Below are 19,476 nucleotides of genomic sequence, written 5' to 3'. Positions count from 1 at the left end.
CATTATTAAGGATCTTTATCACCAATATTCGATGATAATATATTCAATATCCGCTAATATTCGTAAATAATCATCTTCATAGTGACGGAATATGACAATGGCGTGTTGATATAATAGAGGAAATTAATAATAGGGATGTGAAGACCTATGAGTAAGACATATAAGACCTCAAGCGTAGGCTTTGACTATGAAACCTATAATCATCTAATTGAACTCCAAGCTATTTTCAAGAAAAAATATGGTGGCGTCTCTATATCTAAATCAGAACTTATCCGATTACTTATTAATAAGGAATATAACAATCTAAGCAAATCCTATAAACCTCTCCATGCAAATGACTGGAAGGAGTTTTCAAATTAATGATAGGTAGGGAGGAACTACCTTCTTATCCGAAAGAAGTGAAAAGAACACTTCGAATGTTGAAAAAGTTACCATTTTCTGTGTTATAATTTAAGAAATAAAAATACGACAGGGATATCCCTCAATGAATAACGGTAATTTCCGTTCTATTCGTTGAGGGATTTTTTATTGGGGAGGAGGATTATTAGTGACCTTACAAGAAACCGAAACAGCTGAATTAAGACGAAAACGCGAGAAGAAGGAACTGATATTAAATCACCAGGTGAATGGAGAAGCCTTCATAAGTAGTCCATCCCGCTTATGGAAAAACATTGTCCTAAGTCATTTTAACCGAATAAATCGAGGTGATCTTAGCTTGAATCAGCTTTTGCTTATTATGAAAGATAAAGGGATAACATTCACCCAGCAAGATGCCTTAGTGAAATATCCGGTTATGGAGTGTTTGCAATACATAGCTAAAATTTCGAATACTGATTTTATGTATGAGGAAAGATTGAATGAGTAGCACTCGTAAATTCCTTATAGTCACGATAGTTGTTAGCGGGTTACTGTTCATCGTTTATCAAGCTCTTGCCACACCAGATGGATTGACTAAGCCTGGTTCAAGCAAAGTAAACCAGGTATCCGCAACCACACCTGACTTGTCAAAAGACATGCAGCAGCGGTTGAAAGAAAGAATTGAAGAAAGAGATTGGATAAGTGCAAAAGTGGTGTCAGTGAGAGATGGCGACACGGTCGAATTAGTGAATTTCCAAAGTGCATCTGATAACTCTACTGATAAAACCATTAAATTGGTATCAGAACTAAATCAAGCAGGAAGGATCCCAATGCGTCTGCTGGCAGTCGACACCCCTGAGAGCACAAAGATTATTCAGCAGTGGGGGAACGAAGCTTCTGAATTTACAAAGAGCTTAGTAGAAGGTAAAAGAGTTTATATTGAATTTGACGAGAAGGCTACATACGACAAGTACGGAAGAATTTTGGGGCATTTATTTACTAATGAAGGATCCAGTGTTCAAATGCTGTTGTTGGAGAGAGGATACGCAAGAGTGGCCTATTTATTTGATAAGTACAAGTACGTTGAGGATTATAAGAAAGCGGAGAAAAAGGCAAAACAAAAAAAGATCAACATTCATTCTCTACCAGGTTATGTAACCGATAAGGGCTTTAATATGAATGCTACGGAAGTTAGTACAGACAAGGAAGGTATGGATGAAGCAACCTACAATGACATCTTAAATGCTTTCGAATTATTAGAAGGACTAACAGAATAGGAGACTCGGTAATGATTAAAAAAATGTTTGATTTACCCCATAGGATTTTGTTCATCTTATATGTTTTCTATTATGTCTTCTTTTTAGAAGAAGTGGTGGATTCATATGCGAATTATTATTACTTGAAATATATGCCAAATGTGGTGTATATTTTCATTTGTGAGGTTTTAATAATGATAGCGGTATATTTTGTGTTCGTGCTTATTGCTGTCATGCTTGCTTACTCCCTGAAATGTATTTATTCGCTATTTTTCAGACCTAGTAACGTGTCTCACGAACCAATAAAAGAAGGGAAGCGTTGAAATCGCTAATACAATGTCCTGAAGACCTTGAACTTCTTGAGATGATTGAAGCAAAGAAGAACCTTTTAACAACCAAAGCCTTAGAGTATGGTTTTACACATGAAGAAACATTGGAAGTGAGCCAGCAACTTGATGCTTTGCTAAATAGGTACCAGTTTAATAGGAACTTTCATGATCAATCCATATATTCAATATAGATACAATCTGTGAGTTGTGGAAATTCGAGCGCTGCCCAGATTCGAAAGAAAGAATCTAATCCAGGTGTATATTTATTATTTAATATTTGAGATAGGTTGGTCTTGCTAATGTCCGTTAATTTAACAAGATCGACCTGTTTCATTTTTTTCTCTTTTAAAATATCTTTGAACCTATTTCTGATTTGATAATTCTTGTGTTTTGCATCCATTAAAATACTCATTATTGAGTCAGCCCCGCTAGCCGCTTCAAACATAGAAAGAAATTCCCATATAGCCCCTTTAATAACGTCTTCTTCAGAAGTAACAGGATCTTCATGATTTGAAATCTCCCAATTGAGTGCAGAGACACATTTCTGTATACGTTCATGTGTCTCTTTGCTCACTTCAATCTGATAAACTACTTTATCCATGTATATCCTCCTTTACTCTTGTCAATAATTGATGTAATTACTTCACTCTAGAGCGAGGTGTTACATGTGATTCGTTATAAGCAGTCAAAAACACAAAAACTTAAAACCGCTGTAAAAAACGGCCGTAAATTATAATTTAGAACACTGCAATTCTATATCGAAAGCTGTGGCTATAAGCCTTTCAGCTCCCACAACGGCTCCTACATTAGTAGGAGCTTCTTTATTGTTCATAATATGCAAACAACTAAATGCGTATGAAGTGAATTTTAGATTTCCTGTCCTCATAGCTTAGAACATAAGAAATCTCGAACAGGAGGAAGGATAATGGAAAAGGTAAAAACCATTAAATTTAACCTCGATAAACCTGAAGAAAAGGCATTATTTCAATTTGTGATCGCCAAAGGGAACTTTCAAGCTTACATGAAATCCCTCGTCCATAAAGACATGCATCTTCCACCACAAAACAGCTATACATCTGGATACGATGGAGTCATTCGTATAAATGTAAGTGAGGGGTGTACTACTCATGAGTAACAACTTGAATCCTATGTTCTCAAAGACTTCTATTAAAAATAAGCAATATACAACTGCTAAACCTCCAAAATCTAGGAAGAAAAGGTGCGATGCGAAAAGGGATATAAAAGTATGTGTTTCTTCTATTGAGAAGAAAGAACTTAAAATCAGAGCTTTATCATTAGCACCTAGTATTACGAACTATACTTCTGCGTTGGTTGAAGAAGGCTTGTCTAGAGGATATATCAATTTCTTACCAGAACGAAAATATTCAAATGAAAAGGAATTTGTACATGTGAAATTACCAAAAGAGCAGTACGAAAAATTAATCCTTTTGGCTGCAGAATGGAATTGTAGTATTCGTAGGGCAGCACACCGAATTTTGATCAGCTTGCTGTTGGAAAAGATGGGGAGGGTAGCATAATGGAGAAGGTTTATAGTCGTCTTGATTTAATAGAAGAAGAAATAAGTGGCTATGAGTATACGGGTGTGGTAGACAGTATATTGACGGCTTTTAGTAAAACCAGAAATGTACAACTTTCTTTAAGATTACCTTCACCTTCTATATTACGAGCGAATGTACTTTGTGAGGACGTTACTATCATAGGCGATTTAGAAAAAGCATTTAAACTATCAGACTTAATCTCTTTGCTCTATAAGGAGTTCTTACTTGAAGTAAGAAATGGTGAAGGTCTCGACCAGCTCTATGACAGGGTTATGGTACGGACCTCTTCGCAACCTATCATTCGAACAGCAACACACATATACCAGGAAGTAAACAAGAGGCGATTAGGAACAGTACGGGTAAAATTGGAACGAAGTGATGCTCTACGCGGAGAAGTACTACTAGATGATATGACTGGGCTTTATCCTGACCATGGTTTTACACTAGAAGACCTTTTAGAGCTGATCACTATTGACTATATTCATACCTTACAATTGAAGCCTAATAGAACGAATGTTAGAAAGTTGCTCCAAAAGTTAGACGTTGAATAGGTGAAATTAAGTTCAACATTACGAAACCATCTACACAGAAATGCTAGACCACATTAAAGTCTTATACTTGTAGGAAAAGAAAATACAATTATCAATATCTCTTCTTTAACGTTAAATATCAGCCTTTTCGGTGTATTGCTCACCCTGATATTAATTAACTAAAGCAACTTCGAAATTCACGAAGTTGCTTTTTTGTTGACTATATTTACATACTAAATTTCATTGAAAATAAGCTCTCAAAAATGTTCTGTTTGTTTGCACATAATTTACCAATTTTCAGGAAACAATGTACGTAAAATCGTAAGGGGTTGTTTACATGTACTCAAGATATATACTAATTGATAAAACAATGTGTTCATTCGTAAATAAAGATGACAACCGTATCTTAGGATGTTACTTACCGATCTTCAATGGAAAACAAGATTTTTCTCCCTGGGCATCAATAAATGTCGCAAACATAAATAACCTCTCGTTATCCTTAACCGGAGTATACGTTATTGGACTATGGATACCCTGCTTAAATTCGCTTGCTCCTATATATGTAGGTAGTGGAAAAATAAATCAGAGATTACATTCGTATTATGCTATGTTGCGAGGAAATAAGTTTAAAGAGGGATTAACCCCTAAATACATAAAGAAACTATTACAGGTGATCGATTGTGAATATTGGTGTTTCTCATTCATGCAATGTAGCAAAGTGGACCAAAGAACTATTGAGAATGAAGTATTTCATCAACTCAAGGAAACCCCTTTCTTAATCAATGCTAGGTCACCTATGCGAGATAAAAGGTATCAACATCAATTTCACGAGAAGAAAATAGCTTCCCCTAGAACTGACGCACTCATTGATATCTTCGAATTATATAATTAATACTCAGATTAAAATATATATTCTACACGAGAGAGTCCTAATAGGCTCTCTTCTTTAAAAAAGATTCTCACACCCACTGTATAGCTCACCACAAGGGCACCAATACGCTAATCAAACGCAAACTACACTTATCTTCAGCCTGTAAGTGTCGCTGTCCTCTAAAAAGCTCGATAACCTATGGGTCTAACATTGCGAACTGCACGAGTCCACGATTCGAAAAACCAATCCCTCAAACTACAAACCTTAGACCGGAATTTCTCCTTTTGCCTTCCGTACAGGGGAAAAAGGAGTTGCTAAAAAAGCATGTATGAATACTTTGGTCCTGATTTTGGAGTCAATGGATTTTCGTTTGAAGTAGAATCAATTAAACAATGTTAACCATGATGGATCACAACGAAAGTGAAGGAATAGCAGATAATAAATAGCTATATGTATAAGAAACAATTCTAAGGTTAATATATACTCAATATCGCTAGAAACACTTCCCACGATTACTTCAAGCGATATAACAAAGAGGGGCAAGTCCCTTTTAACTAAAGCTTTGTATTTAAACTATGTGGGATATAAATTCGATTTTTACCGCGTGATACGTATCATCTGAATGAAACATGATCAACTATCAACTATGTGGGATAATAATAAGCAAATGGGCTACTGTCCTTTTGCTTATTATTAATATTTAAATCCTATTTTGTGTGATGGTATCAATTAGTCAAATCTTTTTTGAATATAGGCATTCATGACATTCTCTTTTTTAAAAACATATCTTTGAGTGTTTAAGTAGCAGCCTATTTTTGGATCTTTGCATTTTAATGATACTTAGTAGGAGGATTCTTATACTTATCGCTAAACAAAACCTTTAATAAATCTGGAAACTAATCTATACTTAGAGCGTAACGACTTACATTTATTTCTTTGCAACCACATATGTTGGTTAGCGGTTAAAAAATATTCGATAAGCAGCCTCTGGGCTTGATCACAGACATTTAGGTGTCTTTATCATGCTCAGATGGCTGCTTTTTTTGTTTGCCTAACTGCAGGAGGAATAAATAATAAACTAAAAAGGGTGTTCTAAATGGGTGAATGTAGAATGATTAAATGTGTATTTCCAAGGGTTTTGTCAAATGAAGAGCATGCAAGAATGAAGAAGCTAATCGATAAAGGATTTCTTCCATTTGAAAAAGAAACGGATAGTAATTTAATTGATTGTGGCCTGATTGAGAGGACGACAGACCTTGAATTCGTAGTGCCGAGAGATACTGATAATGGATCTGACTTTTATTACGAACCTGACACTAACATCGTTAACTTCTTCTGGTTAGCTGATAACGAGTGGAGTGAACATGATGAAGAGTTATAAGGGGCGTACAGTCGAGCTAGGAACAGTAGTGGACATTTATAGAAACCTTAATCAAAGCGGTTATTATAGTATCCGCGACGCTAAAAGTGGTCTAGTTTTAGCACATTCTGAATCAGTTTGTGTAAAACAAGGCGTCTTTAAGGTTTCGGAAGCAGGTAGAAAAAAGACATTAGAAATGAAGAGAAAACGCGTCCATGCTTATATAAGAGGGATACTTCATTCCGTCGACCAAACGGTCCCGGATGGATTAGAGACTGTATATTACAACCCTTATGAGACAAAGAAGTTCTTAAATACTGAGCAGGATTGTTTTATCGATTTTGCGGAGGAAGTACATTGTGCTGGTAAGTTTGCTTATGTGAGAAATTCTTTATAATGGCAAGAAACTTAATATTAATAGGAAATGTAGCGCACCTAGTGAGCGCTGCATTTTCTTTATATCGGGAGGACTTAATATGTCTGAAGCGCAGATGATATTAGATTGGTCAGAGGTTGAAGAAATCAAGACATACGGACCGTGGATAGTTACTACTAAAAGTGATCAGGCAGTCCGTCAGCTATGTGACCGGCATTATAGTCGAGTAACGGTCGGTGCCACTCAATTCACAAGACCAGGAGAGAACATCGTTCTTCGAAATGCTGATTGTTCAGCAATCTTTATTGCATGGAGGACGAGGTACGAAAGAATGGATGGATACGATTGTATTGAAAATACAGCATTTCGAAATGAGTCTTCTCAACAAAGTAGTGACCTTATCAAGATGGCGGTATATGCTATCGCGGATATATGGGGTGGGCTAGAGAAAGATGGCATGCTCACATATGTTGATCCGTCATCTGTAGAGTCTCAAAACCCAGGTTATTGCTATGAGAAAGCTGGATTTATACGACAAAAAACAAGAAGTAAGCGTGGGTTTATTCCGTACTTAATTAATGAGCAATCCTTGGACATGGTTCTAAAAGAAATGGGGGCTGTTCACCTCTTAAATGCCTGTCAGAGAAATATCGTTAACGCTCTATATTCAGGAGAGTATATGGAGGCATACGAGTTTCAAGCTCTTGCCGAAGAACAGGTGGAGAAGTTGAAGACGCTCAAGACAAGAATGAAACAATCAAAAATCAAAGCTTGGAGTTCATACGTGTTACCATTTACGAAGCTTGATTTGGATCTTGTTACCGACCCATATAATCATTGGATGTTGGACAAGACCTATTTTAAAACAAAGGATTGTCTTTAACCATGTAAAAATGATGTTACGTATTATATATTAACGGAGGTTTTATAATTGGAGAGAGAAAGTAATAGTCTTTATACAAAGACTGGATTTTCGAAACAGGGTTTCAGCTGCTGTTCAAGATTTGCATCCTGCAAAATGGGAAAAGAAGACTGCTTATATGAAGGAATAGATGATGAGGTTAAGGAACATTGTAGTTGTTATCAAAGAAACCATAAAACGGAAAGACCCCCTAGTAAGGAGAATACAAAATTTCAACATAGAGTAGAAGAGTACTTTTTTAAACAGAACGAAAAGGTACTGGTAATAGCTTGTTTTAACGCAGAGCGTGTCCAGATGGGTCGTAAATACCTGTTAGCTGAAAAGACTGTTTATAAGAGTACTAGACAAGCTTATGTATATAACACTAAAGATGAATTTTTAGGAGTCTATAATATTAAGGATTTTCACATAGTTAAGAAAGAGGTTAAGAGTAGCCTCGGAGGTTTGTCAGATGAGCTTCAAAATGAGAAGAATATAGAATGTGGTGTGGAACAATTAAGTCTATTTTAAAAAGACGACGTGACCGACTTTCGGTCCGTCGTCTTATTATACAGATAGTCTTCCTTTTCTAATATCAATTGCTTGAATTAGAGCATCGTAATTTTCTTGGTCCAAAGAGCCAATGCAGTTCATCAAATTGAAGTGTTGGTAGCCGTTCCACATGTTTAAGGAGAACTTCCCAAGTTGAACCATAGAACTTGTTAAATCGTAAGGAATTTCGAAATCCTCTTCTTCACTTAGTTCTTTATCAGTAAGTTTGCTCAGCGTATACTTCCATTCCCATCTCCATATCCAATCGACAGGGTTTTGAAATTCAAATAATCTGTTACCCACTTTCTCAAAAATCATTGGGATAGCGAGTATGTAACATGGAGCAAGGTATTCTGTATTCTTTTTCGCATTAGGCCATTTCATTAATACGGTCTGAAAATTCGACTCATGTTCATGATCTATAAAATACATATAATCACCTCGATATTATTTATCTATATTCTTAATTAACATTCTACATCATTAACCGCATTTCCCTTCAATATAACAATGCTTCTATTTAAAACATTTCATACAGTAATTGCCACTGTTACCATCAATAGCTATAATAATCTTATAAACCTTTTCATTTACTATTTTTATGCGACTTTACTAAAGGTCTGCGGTTAATTTAACTACATTTAGGCTCTATGGAGCACTGATTAAGTCAAGTATGTAGATTTTCTACATCCTTAGGCTTCTTTATCAGTCCTCCATAGGGCCTTTTTTGTATGCAAAAAATTCACCTGCAGCAGGAGAGAACGGTTTATAAATCACTATTGGGAGGCAATTATTATGATCGTAACTGAACTAAGAAACAAAGAGATGAAAGCTAAGGAGATATTTAGTAATTATACTGACCACGAGATAATCTTATCGTGGCTTACTGAGGAAGTTGTTAATCCTTATAACAGTGAAACTGATGGAGCGTATGAAGCATTTTACATTAATGAAATGGGACAGATGGATGAGCAGGATAAGTTGGACATGGTAAGAAGCATCCTTTCTGATTGTACGGATGCACTATCATGGTCACAGGAGCAGTTGTCACCATACTTAGGCGAGAAAGTAGACACTAAGCAATCTACTATTTTCATTAATCAGTTTTCCTTCGAGAAATCAATCATAAACTTATTTAAGGACGCTGGATTGAAGGATGAATTTCTATCAATTGGACAGAAGCATACTTACTTAGGTTGTATTTTTACATGGTTGATAACTTCTTCAAAAAATCGTCTTTGTGAGCTAGATACAGTTACTCACTTTGGGTTTTCAGAGTATTTCAACATGGATATGTGGAATCTAATCTATTGCAACCAAGAAAGAGTTTATTCCATTATGCAGCTTGTCTTAGCAAACGACATTGAATCACTAGAATATCTAATCTATGAAATCAATAAACTGCGTAAAGATTTCTTAACATTCGAACGAAGAGGTAAAAGCACTACTACTTAACTAAAACGGAACATTAAAATTAGATATCTAAACATTTAAAGAGCTTAGGGAATATAATTCCTGGGCTCTTTTTGTTTGGTTAAAAGGAACTTTACCTTTAATACCGAATAAGATTTTAGTAGACACATAAGGCTCTATCAAAAGGATGTGATGCTTAATGGTTAGCTATCATGATGTAATGGAAATGAATGATAAAGAGGCAGATAAAATCATATCAGAGTTTAAAAAAGCGGGGATTATATTTGAGAAAGGGAAGCGTATCCCTAAGAATGGTCGTTACACGGGGGTTATTGGGAAAAGTAATAAAATCTTAAAGCTGAACATTGATGGAGAACTCTAACCTTTCACCCATTGAACAGAGTAATCAAATCATGGTTTGATTACTACTTTCTAAACCAGTATAATCCAATTATAAGCAAGTCCCCCTTGTACACATTTAAATACTATTAGAGACCACCTCATAACGAAGAAAAGGCAATCGAGCCCTTTCTTTGTTTTGAGGTGGTCTTTTTATGTTAAAGGAGCTGAATAGCCAGCGTATTTCAAATACTAGGACTTAAAAGATGGTGTGTAGCTTAGGTCTTAATCTGAGAACTTATAAGCTTATAAGCATTAAATAATTACTGAAAGGAAGACGTGTAATGAAGAAGAATTTCTTGATGAGCGGTATGGTCTTTTTACTACTTATATTGAGCGCTTGCGGAGAAGCACCAAAAGGGCAAGAGATCGAACCGGAAGCAATTAGTAAATATCAAACAAAGATTAAAAATGCTGTCGATATATCAAACAATCTTTTAGCAACTTACAATAAGGGGTTAGACCAGCTTTATACTAATTCAATTTCTAATGAACAATTTGGAGACTTAATGAACTCCAACATTGAAACTTCTAACGAAATGGTCAGAGGGATTGATGAATACACACCTGACCCAATGTTTTTCGAAATTCATCAATCAGTCATCACACACCTAAATAATCAGCATCAGATGTTCCTTGATGCTGTTGAGATGGCTAACCAAGAAGATATCGCTAAAGAGCAACTACGAGAAAAATATCTAGAAATAAAGACCGAGCAGAAACAACTTATTAACTCAATAAGAACTCTATAAAACTCACATCTGAGTCTAGCAATTATTGACCCGCTTCGATATAATTATGGAGACATGATTTATATTTCATAATTATTTGCAACCTTTCAAAGGTTAGCGGGTTTAATATTACATAACTAACGGTCTTTGGACTGATTCTTGTGCTTGAATTAGATGTATCTCCTAATTCAAGTATATATGAGTCGGTTCAAAGGCCGTTTTTTTGTAGTTATTAAACCTTTTTGGAATCAATCCGATAAAGAAAAAGAGGATAGATTTCCCAGAAATGAAATCATGATCTAACAAATTTAGGAGGCTTCAAAATGAAGAAAATAATGAGTAGTGTACTTGCAGCTGGGATGATCCTCTCAAGTTTTCCTACAACAGGTGTTTATGCCCTAGAAAAGAACGACACGATTGTAAAAGAGAAGGAACCAAACAATAATCAAGAGTCTGCACAGCTATTAACGATTCAAGGTTCAGAGAGCGTAGCAACACAAATTACAAATGTAGTCGATGGAGATTTTTCTAACTCCAGTGATGAAGATTGGTATAAAGTAGTGTTGTCGGAACCGGGTGTAATTGAAGTAGATTTCTTTACGGATGAAGAAAAGCATTTGATGAGTACAATACCAAAAGACCAATACCCAGATGTAGATGTTTTTTCGACTCGTTACGATGGCACTTTCGGGTTTGTTGGTTATCCAGATGATGCCTCTCAAAGAGCTAGGGATTCGATGGACGGTAACCTTTACTGGTGGTACTCACACAAGAAAGATAATGAGGTCTTCATTAGGGTTAAAAATAACTCCTCTTCAGCAAGTTCTTATAACATGGGTATCAGTTATGGGGTAAATGCGAGTAATAACAACGATCCTCATGAACCGAATACCGTTTTTGATTCAGAATGGGGTTTGTATGAAGATGCCGAAATTAAAGAAGGTGTATGGACAGCTACTAAATGGAATAATCGTTACGATGTGGCTGATCAATTCTCTATTCAAGGAGGTAAAAAAGGTAAATTAACATACTCTGTAAGATTTAGTGAAGAGGAATACAATTGGTGGAATGATAATAAGAAAGATTACTATAAATCATACAATGTATATGCGGAACTTAATGATGGCAGTTATGAGCCACTAGACGGAGAAGCAGTTATTGGTATTCCAAATCAAATATTTTCTCGGTCAGTTGACTTCGACAATGATAATTACACTGGAAAGTTCGTTCTATCTCTTGATTATGGGTTCTTATACGATCCCAATTACGAAATAAAAATGGACTTTGAAGGAGAACTAGAGCCCATTGTAGATACGACTGCACCAGAAGAAATTAGTGGACTTCAAGTACAAGAACTAACACATAGTAATGTTGAATTTAATTTCAATCTACCAAGTGACTCTGACTTTGAAAAAGTTATTGTGTATCGAGATGGAGGTAAGGTTTTGGAGTTAAACAAAGGAGTATTCTCCGAATCGGGTTTAGAAGCAGCTAATAGTTATACCTATAAGTTTGTAACTGTCGATTCAAATGGAAACTCTAGCAAAGGTATTTCTAAAACAATTACTACACCGAAAAAACCTGTTGAAGAAGACACGACTCCACCAAATGAAATTGATGGATTAATCGTGAAAGAGTTGTCACATGATGGAGTGACATTCAACTACAGACTCCCTTCAGATACTGACTTTGAAAAGATCTTAATTTATCGTGATGGAAGTAAGATTTCTGAAACTAAAACGAACGTATTTAAGGACAGTTCATTGGCAGCAAATAAATCCTATACGTATAAATTTGTAACTGTAGATGCTACAGGGAATACGAGTAATGGAGTGACTCAATCTATTACGACTAAATCCGTCAGTCCAGAACCTGAAAATCAAGAATTATCGTTTAAGAGAATAGCAGGAGACGATCGCTATGCTACATCCAAAGCTTTCTCACAAGAAATTCCTGCCAATTCTTTAGATACAGTCCTTCTATCTTCAGGTAAGGATTTTCCTGACGCATTAGCCGGTGGAGTTTTGAACAATACGCTAAATGGGGTTGTTCTTCTTGTTAGAGACAATACGACAGTAATAAATGAACAGTTGAAAGAAGCTAAACGTGTATTAAAAGATGATGGGAAAATCATTATTCTTGGAGGAAAGTCAGCTGTTTCAAAAAATGTTGAAGAGGCATTCGAAAAAGAGTTTCCAGTTGAACGAATTGGAGGTCTTAACCGATTTGAAACAGCCATCAACATTGCTGAGAAAGTAAACAATAAACCTGATGAAATAGTATTAACATATGGATTGAATTTTGCAGACGCATTGAGCATCGTTCCATACGCTACAGTAAATGAAGTACCGATTCTCCTTCATTCTAATGGGGATTCACTTCAAAAAGATGTATTAAGTTATATTAAGAATAAAAGCTCTATAAAAAAGGTTACAATTATCGGTGGAACAGGTGTGGTGAATAATTCAATTGAAGGTGAACTTGAAGACATAGGCATTCAGACCGTCACTCGTATATCTGGTAAAGACCGTTATATGACATCATTGGAAATCGCTAAAAAACTTTATCCTAATAGTGAGAAAGTGGCGTTAACCAACGCTTACAGCTTTGCTGATGCATTGAGTGGTTCTCGTTTTGCTTTTGATCAACGTATTCCTGTTATTTTAACAAGTAAGGATGAGTTGAAAGATGAAGTTTCTTCCTACTATAAAGGCAAGCTAAAGTCCGTTTATTTATTTGGAGGAAAAAGTGTAGTATCAGATTCTTTAAAAAAAGGGTTTGAATAAGCATTTTTACGTAGCTCTCTTCATTTAGAGGGCTACTTTTTATGTGAACAATAATTCCACAAAATTCATAATTATGGTATACTACTTTTGATAAATAAAATAACAAAATATAAAAATAGGGAAGTCCCCTAAACAATTACACTAGAATGCTAGTGTAGTAGTTTAGGGGGCTTTTTGTCGTTGGGGGGGGTGACTCTTTGATATGGAGTTATGGAAAAGCAGGTGTGATTAATGAATAAAAATAAGTTATCAATCTATTTTCTTCTCATTGTAAGTTTCAACTTAATCTTTATTCAGTTTGCGGAGAACGTACACGCTGAACGGGTGTATGGTAATGGCGCTGTAAATCCTGGAGCTGATTACTATCGGACTTCCAATTACCCTGATAAGACAGTAAAAGTGCCTTTAGGTCTATCATGGGAATATGATTACATTTACAATGTACCAATGGAAAAAGGACTATCCTTAACAAACTATCGTGTTTATTTTGGTGATGGCAACGATATTGTAGGAATTAATGACCAAACAGGAAAGGACTTTGTCTCTGATTCCTATAAAGTAGGAAATCCATTTTATAAGAGTTTTTCTTCTTCATATGGTTCGGTTACAACCGCTCTTGAAGGATCAAGAGACAATTCCACACCCTCTGGGAATTCCTTGTTCTTTGGGACTTCGGGGGGAAGGATAGGTAAGCTAAACGGCTATGGTTTAAATGATAATAAAAATGCCCAAACATTAAAGTTTAGTGGAGTTATGAATAGTGAACCCATTAACTATTTTGGCTATGTTAGTAGTGGGGATTATATAGCTGCTGCTTCCGAATCGTTGATCCGTATGGTTAAGACCAGTGATCTCTCTTTAAAATGGACAGGTGGCATTCCAAGTGGAGGTAAAATCTCTGGGATGACTAGTTTGGCAAGTAGTGATCTGATCGTAACGACTGACCACGGTTTAAACAAGGGATACGGTTATATATACAACTCTGCAGTTCGAAACAGCGGTTATGGAGTCAAGCCTTCTGAAACGATCAATTACTTTGCTGGTATTCCTAGAGCTCCCACTTTTGATAAAGAGGATAACTTAATCTACTCAGTCGATAAAGAAGGAAGAATCTATCAACATGACAAAGCAGGGGATCTTGTTAACATGGCTTATGTTGGTGATGCTTCAAACAGGGGGTATGAGACATACGGTGGTCTAGCAATTGATAATAATTATGTCTATGCAAGCACCACTGGCTCTTCTGTTTCTTCCACAAGGGGGACTATCAGTAGGCACAGCAAAAACAATATCGATTCAAAAGTGGAATATGTTCATAGCGCGAAAATTACTACTACGCCAATTTTACTAAGTGGATTACTTTACTTTGGAGATTCAAATGGTAGAGTATATGCCCTTAACCCTTCTACGATGAATCGAGTTTCATGGTATTTGGACGAGACTCTCATGACCCCAAGGGATTATTATGATATTGGTGGCATCGTGAGGACATTGATAGGTGCAGATAACCATCTTGTAGCGGGAAACGTCGATAGAATAGTAGGATTTAAAGGAAGACCAGATTATTATGTAGCAGAACAAAACGTTAATGGTAGCAGAGCTGATGGTGCTAGAATAAATTTTTACTCCAACAGCATGCCAAGTATCAACGTAAACAGTAGAATCGGTAATAAAGGTACTTTTGATTACGATATTTATACCGATTTTAATGGAAGCAACTCACAAAAGACAGAATTCGATATAAGGAATATAGATTCATACGAATCTGTAGTTCTTTTTTCTCCATCCTATACTAACAACGTACCCAGCAAACATAATGATGAAGACTACCCATCTAATAATACCTATTTTCAAATCCCTGTGAACGGTTCCTACACGATAAGCAATACATTTAAGCCTGATTCAGAGGGGCGATTTAGCTTTACTACAGTTGCTGATGAAACAGGACAGCAAAAAGAATTTGATAATTATGGTTCTAACGATGTAACGTCCTACTTTGATGTAGTAGATATGAGAAATCCATCTGCTAATGCCAGAAGCAATGTTTTAAATCGTGGTGATACAAATATCTTCGACCTTTCAATCACACAGGAATATAGTCAACGTTCTTATGTGTTTGAAGTACGCTATCCAAATGGATCGAATGCATTGTATAAAAGTGGAAACGGTACACCACCATCTTCAATTAGTTTGTCTATTGCCAGCAATGCGCCACGAGGGTCTTATGATTATCGCTTAAGAATAAAAAATAAATTTAATGAATGGTTGTATAGCTCTTGGAAGAGTTTTGACGTCGTTAATATCCCGCCCAATGCTGGCTTTAACACCAACAGAATGTCATTTGTTCGCGGGGAAAATGTCTTTATTTCAAGCACTGCATCCGATCCAGACGGTGATTCTCTTTCACACGACTATCTTATAACGTCACCTAGCGGTATCAAGACTTATTCAAGTAGCGCAAACCCTACTTTTAAAGCAACTGAATTAGGGACATACTCGATTTCTCAAACCGTTCATGATGGAGCTGGAGGTTCAGATTCCTATTCAAACAGCATTCAAGTAGTGAATAGAGGACCAAATGCTGATTTTGATACGGATAAATCAAGTTATTACAATGATGAGAGAATATATATTACCAGTAAAGCGACAGACCCGGACGGAGATACTCTAACTCATTCTTATAAAGTGACTCGACCTGATGGTAGTGTATATTACAACTCTCAAGCGAATCCGTTTATATCTTCTTTACAAAAAGGTACTTACACGATAAGGCAGACCGTGACTGATGGGAATGGTGGAAGCGATTCTATAACAAAGACGGTAACTGTTCAAAATCGGGGACCAAATGCAGGCTTCACCACGAACAAAAGTAATTATTTAGATAACGAGAAAATTTATGTTACGAGTACAGCTACGGACCCTGACGGTGACCCCTTGACTCATTCTTATAAGGTAACACGTCCAAACGGGAGTACTTTTACTACCACAAGTAAGAATCCGAACTTTGGTTCATTGACACCAGGGAATTACCGAATTGATCAAACCGTAACTGATCCATCTGGAGCAAAAGATAGTTTCTCCAGAACAGTTAGTGTCAAATCAGCGAATCGACCGCCAAGTGCTGGATTCAATTTTAATAAATCTAAGTATTACAAGGGTGAAGCCGTCAGTATTACCTCAACAGCTACAGACCCTGACGGTGACTCTCTATCTCACTCTTACGAGATCACCCGACCAAGTGGCAGCAGGTTCACCGTTAACCAAACGAACCCGAGCTTTACAGCCAATGAAACAGGCACTTATGTTGTGAAGCAAACTGTCAGCGATCCATTGGGATTAACTGATACTGTAACGAAGTCTCAGTGGGTGCAAACTAAACCAACTCCAGGCTTTTCAACCAATAAGACGTCCTTTTATAGAGGGGAGACGGTACGGGTTACGACAAGTGCGTTTGATGAAGACGGAGGAAACGTAAGCCATCTATATGAAGTGACTGCTCCTAACGGACAGAAATCGACTTATACTTCAGCTAATCCCGCTTTTTCAGTTAATAGACTTGGTAATTATACGATAAAGCAAACAGTTACCGATGATGAAGGGGACAAGGCTAGTATTACTAGACAAATAACGGTAAATAACCGTGGTCCAGTGGCTGGTTTTAACTTAAACAAGTCAAAGTATTATAAAGGTGAAACCATCTCAATAAATAATTCAGCTTATGATGCTGATGGTGACCCTTTAAATTACGTATACGAAATTACAAGACCAAATGGACAAAAAAGTACATCTAGCTTACCGAACCCATCATTCATCGCGAGTATGCCTGGAACTTACACCATTAAGCAAACTGTCTCTGATCCTTACGGAGGAAGCGACTCTGTAACAAAAACACAGTGGGTTCAAACGCTCCCTACGCCAGGATTTAATACAGACAAATCTTCATATGTAAGAGGAGAAACGATGCACATCTCCTCAACAGCATTCGATGAAGACGGTGGCGGGTTAAGTTACGTATATGACGTGACTGCTCCAGATGGTTCAAAGCGGACGTCTACCGTAGCCGATCCTTCTTTTTCTGTAACTCAGCTTGGAGATTATACAATCAAGCAAACGATTACGGATAATGAAGGCGATGTAGCTTCTATTACGAAGAAAGTAAATGTTCGTAACCGGCCACCGAGTGCAGGGTTTACGCTTGATAAGGTTAAGTATTATAAGGGTGAATCGATCAGAGTAACTCCAACAGCTACAGATCCCGATGGTGACGCTCTTACTTACCGCTACGACGTTACGCGCCCTGACGGAAGTAAGTTCTCGTCAACAACAGCAAATCCTAGCTTTAAAGCAACTGAAACGGGTACCTATACAATTAAACAAACGATTGCTGACCCATACGGAGCTTCAGATAGCACAACGAAAACTCAGTGGGTACAGACTCTTCCCACACCTGGTTTCATTACGGACAAAGGGATCTATGTGAGAGGAGAGACCGTTGACATAACTAATAAAGCATTTGATGAAGATGGCGGTTCTGTAACTGTTTCCTACGAAGTTGAAGCACCTGATGGTCAGAAGAAAACGTACAACAAGCCTAACCCACAATTTAATGTTGAACATAACGGCGATTACACCATCACTCAAACTGTGACGGACGATGAAGGGGACAAAGCGACAGTTACCAAAAAGGTGAATGTCGTCAATCAACCTCCAGAAGCAGGTTTTGATACGGATGCTGCGGAATACTTTATAGGTGATATTGTTCAGGTAACGAGTAACGCTAGTGACCCGGACAATGACCCGCTTACTTACGAGTACATTGTTACGAAGCCAAATGGATCAACGTTTTCCAAAACAACGAAAGACTTTACATTTAAAACTGATCAACTAGGTGAGTACACAATTAAACAAACTGTAAAAGATACGTTTGATGAAACAGATACGATATCGAAGAAAGTATTAATAAAAGATCTTGTCATTACGGGTACAGTAAAGCACACAGCGAAGTGGCAAGAGAAACATACGGCTCTAGGAAATGCACCAAATCAGTTTTATTCCGGAGAAACATTTGTACTTGAAGCGGATATTACTAATTACCCAGCAAATTACGTCAATGTAGAATTTAATGGGAAGCAGGTGAGTGGCCAAAACATGAGGTTATTCACTTCTCTATCAAAACAGTCCGGAACACGTTATACTGGTGAGCTGTATGACCCTGAAATGTCTGAAGCAGACACCATGTTAGCAAGTGGCATCGTAAACTTTGACTTTGAAGTTCAATTTTCAAATGGAACTATCAGACGAGCAACCGTGCCAGTAAGAATAATAGGTTCTGCCTATGAAGCATTCCAGATGCATCAAAGTCATTAGTAGATGCCAATTTAGACAAACATGAATTGTCACAGATTTTGAATATTAGGTCTCAAAACCAATGATGGTAGAAGTGTTGCCATCATTGGTTTTTTATTATTATTAGCAAAAGATTCTTCCTAAAATAAAGATTAATTATGGGGGATTGAAATAGTGAAAACTAAAACCAATATTACATATAGTTTGGTGAATATCGGTAGTTTCTGATCAAATGAATATAGTAAGCATAATGAAAAACAAGAGCACAGAGAACGCTCTTGTTTTTTATATCGTTGTGATGACTTTGGAGGAGGTCTCTCTCACGATATTTATCCATATACTTTCCATATTCTTTACAATTTAATCCCTATAAAAATTGCACCATCAAACTACATTCCATCTAATTTTTAAAAAGATACTTGTTTAAGGAACATATGTTCTGTATCTTAGAATTATGAATGATAACAGAAAAGGACGGTTGAAGATGATTAAAAGTGTTAAATCAGAACATAATGTGTTGCCTCAAATCTATTCAGCGATGGAAACAGTAGAGGTGTTGAACATCTCATATAAGACAGGTACGGGTAACCTGACTACTGTAGTGGGAACTGTACATTTTATCGATTTCTCCAACAAAGAAATTCGTTTAGTGGACTATGAATATAAAGTTCATTATATAAAATGGGTTAACATAAAAAAGATCGATTAAA

At 36.6% G+C, this 19,476-nt stretch carries 18 protein-coding genes; 16 read left to right on the top strand and 2 right to left on the bottom strand.

The window, feature by feature from the left end:
- Nucleotides 1-547 precede the first annotated feature (547 nt).
- The 3 genes from ACXADT_RS22020 (at nucleotide 548) to ACXADT_RS22010 (ending at nucleotide 2,133) form a co-directional block, all read left to right on the top strand.
- A complete protein-coding gene (locus tag ACXADT_RS22020; protein WP_474834892.1) occupies nucleotides 548-865 on the top strand; it encodes a hypothetical protein in 318 nt (105 codons plus the stop codon).
- Nucleotides 858-1,634 (top strand): thermonuclease family protein, encoded by a 777-nt coding sequence (locus ACXADT_RS22015; RefSeq protein WP_474834893.1) that lies wholly within the window; start codon nucleotides 858-860, stop codon nucleotides 1,632-1,634. The genes ACXADT_RS22020 and ACXADT_RS22015 overlap by 8 nt, the downstream gene beginning before the upstream one ends.
- A 298-nt stretch (nucleotides 1,635-1,932) precedes the next feature.
- Nucleotides 1,933-2,133, top strand: a complete 201-nt coding sequence (locus tag ACXADT_RS22010; RefSeq protein WP_474834896.1) for a Spo0E family sporulation regulatory protein-aspartic acid phosphatase — start codon at nucleotides 1,933-1,935, stop codon at nucleotides 2,131-2,133.
- Here the strand turns inward: ACXADT_RS22010 and ACXADT_RS22005 are convergent.
- The gene (locus tag ACXADT_RS22005) at nucleotides 2,112-2,543 is read right to left on the bottom strand and encodes a helix-turn-helix domain-containing protein (RefSeq protein WP_474834898.1); all 432 of its coding nucleotides are present in this window, start codon (nucleotides 2,541-2,543) and stop codon (nucleotides 2,112-2,114) included. The two genes, ACXADT_RS22010 and ACXADT_RS22005, sit on opposite strands and share 22 nt — an antisense overlap.
- A 324-nt stretch (nucleotides 2,544-2,867) precedes the next feature.
- On the opposite strand from ACXADT_RS22005, the gene ACXADT_RS22000 reads away from it, so the two are divergent.
- From ACXADT_RS22000 to ACXADT_RS21970, 7 genes are all read left to right on the top strand, one after another.
- Complete coding sequence (locus ACXADT_RS22000; RefSeq protein ID WP_474834900.1) at nucleotides 2,868-3,077, top strand: hypothetical protein; 210 nt, start codon at nucleotides 2,868-2,870, stop codon at nucleotides 3,075-3,077.
- On the top strand, nucleotides 3,070-3,480 hold the full coding sequence (locus ACXADT_RS21995; protein WP_474834902.1) for a hypothetical protein: 411 nt from the start codon (nucleotides 3,070-3,072) through the stop codon (nucleotides 3,478-3,480). Before ACXADT_RS22000 ends, ACXADT_RS21995 begins: the two co-directional genes overlap by 8 nt.
- Nucleotides 3,480-4,052 carry a hypothetical protein gene (locus tag ACXADT_RS21990; RefSeq protein ID WP_474834904.1) on the top strand — a complete coding sequence of 191 codons (573 nt, stop codon included), beginning with the start codon at nucleotides 3,480-3,482 and terminating at the stop codon, nucleotides 4,050-4,052. Before ACXADT_RS21995 ends, ACXADT_RS21990 begins: the two co-directional genes overlap by 1 nt.
- Nucleotides 4,053-6,013: 1,961 nt before the next feature.
- Nucleotides 6,014-6,283 carry a hypothetical protein gene (locus tag ACXADT_RS21985; protein ID WP_474834906.1) on the top strand — a complete coding sequence of 90 codons (270 nt, stop codon included), beginning with the start codon at nucleotides 6,014-6,016 and terminating at the stop codon, nucleotides 6,281-6,283.
- Nucleotides 6,270-6,659, top strand: coding sequence for a hypothetical protein (locus ACXADT_RS21980; protein ID WP_474834908.1), 390 nt, complete (start codon nucleotides 6,270-6,272; stop codon nucleotides 6,657-6,659). Before ACXADT_RS21985 ends, ACXADT_RS21980 begins: the two co-directional genes overlap by 14 nt.
- A 79-nt stretch (nucleotides 6,660-6,738) precedes the next feature.
- Nucleotides 6,739-7,521, top strand: coding sequence for a hypothetical protein (locus tag ACXADT_RS21975; RefSeq protein ID WP_474834910.1), 783 nt, complete (start codon nucleotides 6,739-6,741; stop codon nucleotides 7,519-7,521).
- A gap of 48 nt (nucleotides 7,522-7,569) precedes the next feature.
- A complete protein-coding gene (locus tag ACXADT_RS21970) occupies nucleotides 7,570-8,070 on the top strand; it encodes a hypothetical protein (protein WP_474834912.1) in 501 nt (166 codons plus the stop codon).
- 36 nt (nucleotides 8,071-8,106) lie between these two features.
- On the opposite strand, the gene ACXADT_RS21965 is transcribed toward ACXADT_RS21970, so the two are convergent.
- The gene (locus ACXADT_RS21965) at nucleotides 8,107-8,523 is read right to left on the bottom strand and encodes a DUF2538 family protein (RefSeq protein ID WP_474834914.1); all 417 of its coding nucleotides are present in this window, start codon (nucleotides 8,521-8,523) and stop codon (nucleotides 8,107-8,109) included.
- A gap of 363 nt (nucleotides 8,524-8,886) precedes the next feature.
- Between ACXADT_RS21965 and ACXADT_RS21960 the strand changes: the two genes are divergently transcribed.
- The 6 genes from ACXADT_RS21960 (at nucleotide 8,887) to ACXADT_RS21935 (ending at nucleotide 19,475) form a co-directional block, all read left to right on the top strand.
- Nucleotides 8,887-9,546: a hypothetical protein gene (locus tag ACXADT_RS21960; protein WP_474834916.1), complete on the top strand. Its 660-nt coding sequence runs from the start codon at nucleotides 8,887-8,889 to the stop codon at nucleotides 9,544-9,546.
- Between the two features lie 157 nt (nucleotides 9,547-9,703).
- Complete coding sequence (locus ACXADT_RS21955) at nucleotides 9,704-9,886, top strand: hypothetical protein (protein ID WP_474834918.1); 183 nt, start codon at nucleotides 9,704-9,706, stop codon at nucleotides 9,884-9,886.
- 301 nt (nucleotides 9,887-10,187) lie between these two features.
- Nucleotides 10,188-10,655: a hypothetical protein gene (locus tag ACXADT_RS21950; RefSeq protein ID WP_474834920.1), complete on the top strand. Its 468-nt coding sequence runs from the start codon at nucleotides 10,188-10,190 to the stop codon at nucleotides 10,653-10,655.
- 302 nt (nucleotides 10,656-10,957) lie between these two features.
- Entirely contained in the window at nucleotides 10,958-13,420 is a 2,463-nt protein-coding gene (locus ACXADT_RS21945; RefSeq protein WP_474834922.1) for a cell wall-binding repeat-containing protein, read from the top strand.
- Nucleotides 13,421-13,651: 231 nt separating this feature from the next.
- Complete coding sequence (locus tag ACXADT_RS21940) at nucleotides 13,652-18,787, top strand: hypothetical protein (protein ID WP_474834924.1); 5,136 nt, start codon at nucleotides 13,652-13,654, stop codon at nucleotides 18,785-18,787.
- Nucleotides 18,788-19,250: 463 nt separating this feature from the next.
- Nucleotides 19,251-19,475 (top strand): YolD-like family protein, encoded by a 225-nt coding sequence (locus tag ACXADT_RS21935; protein WP_474834926.1) that lies wholly within the window; start codon nucleotides 19,251-19,253, stop codon nucleotides 19,473-19,475.
- The last annotated feature ends 1 nt before the right edge of the window (nucleotide 19,476 follow it).

Source organism: Anaerobacillus sp. ABR4_321 (genome assembly GCF_056158505.1).
This window is presented reverse-complemented; position numbering and strand designations above follow the sequence as displayed.

What these genes read in the sequence shown, in the direction of transcription:
- ACXADT_RS22015 (WP_474834893.1), top strand. Translation starts at nt 858, where the DNA reads ATGAGTAGCACTCGTAAATTCCTTATAGTCACGATAGTTGTTAGCGGG.
- ACXADT_RS22005 (WP_474834898.1), bottom strand. Translation starts at nt 2,543, where the DNA reads ATGGATAAAGTAGTTTATCAGATTGAAGTGAGCAAAGAGACACATGAA.
- ACXADT_RS22000 (WP_474834900.1), top strand. Translation starts at nt 2,868, where the DNA reads ATGGAAAAGGTAAAAACCATTAAATTTAACCTCGATAAACCTGAAGAA.
- ACXADT_RS21995 (WP_474834902.1), top strand. Translation starts at nt 3,070, where the DNA reads ATGAGTAACAACTTGAATCCTATGTTCTCAAAGACTTCTATTAAAAAT.
- ACXADT_RS21990 (WP_474834904.1), top strand. Translation starts at nt 3,480, where the DNA reads ATGGAGAAGGTTTATAGTCGTCTTGATTTAATAGAAGAAGAAATAAGT.
- ACXADT_RS21985 (WP_474834906.1), top strand. Translation starts at nt 6,014, where the DNA reads ATGATTAAATGTGTATTTCCAAGGGTTTTGTCAAATGAAGAGCATGCA.
- ACXADT_RS21980 (WP_474834908.1), top strand. Translation starts at nt 6,270, where the DNA reads ATGAAGAGTTATAAGGGGCGTACAGTCGAGCTAGGAACAGTAGTGGAC.
- ACXADT_RS21975 (WP_474834910.1), top strand. Translation starts at nt 6,739, where the DNA reads ATGTCTGAAGCGCAGATGATATTAGATTGGTCAGAGGTTGAAGAAATC.
- ACXADT_RS21965 (WP_474834914.1), bottom strand. Translation starts at nt 8,523, where the DNA reads ATGTATTTTATAGATCATGAACATGAGTCGAATTTTCAGACCGTATTA.
- ACXADT_RS21960 (WP_474834916.1), top strand. Translation starts at nt 8,887, where the DNA reads ATGATCGTAACTGAACTAAGAAACAAAGAGATGAAAGCTAAGGAGATA.
- ACXADT_RS21955 (WP_474834918.1), top strand. Translation starts at nt 9,704, where the DNA reads ATGGTTAGCTATCATGATGTAATGGAAATGAATGATAAAGAGGCAGAT.
- ACXADT_RS21950 (WP_474834920.1), top strand. Translation starts at nt 10,188, where the DNA reads ATGAAGAAGAATTTCTTGATGAGCGGTATGGTCTTTTTACTACTTATA.
- ACXADT_RS21945 (WP_474834922.1), top strand. Translation starts at nt 10,958, where the DNA reads ATGAAGAAAATAATGAGTAGTGTACTTGCAGCTGGGATGATCCTCTCA.
- ACXADT_RS21940 (WP_474834924.1), top strand. Translation starts at nt 13,652, where the DNA reads ATGAATAAAAATAAGTTATCAATCTATTTTCTTCTCATTGTAAGTTTC.
- ACXADT_RS21935 (WP_474834926.1), top strand. Translation starts at nt 19,251, where the DNA reads ATGATTAAAAGTGTTAAATCAGAACATAATGTGTTGCCTCAAATCTAT.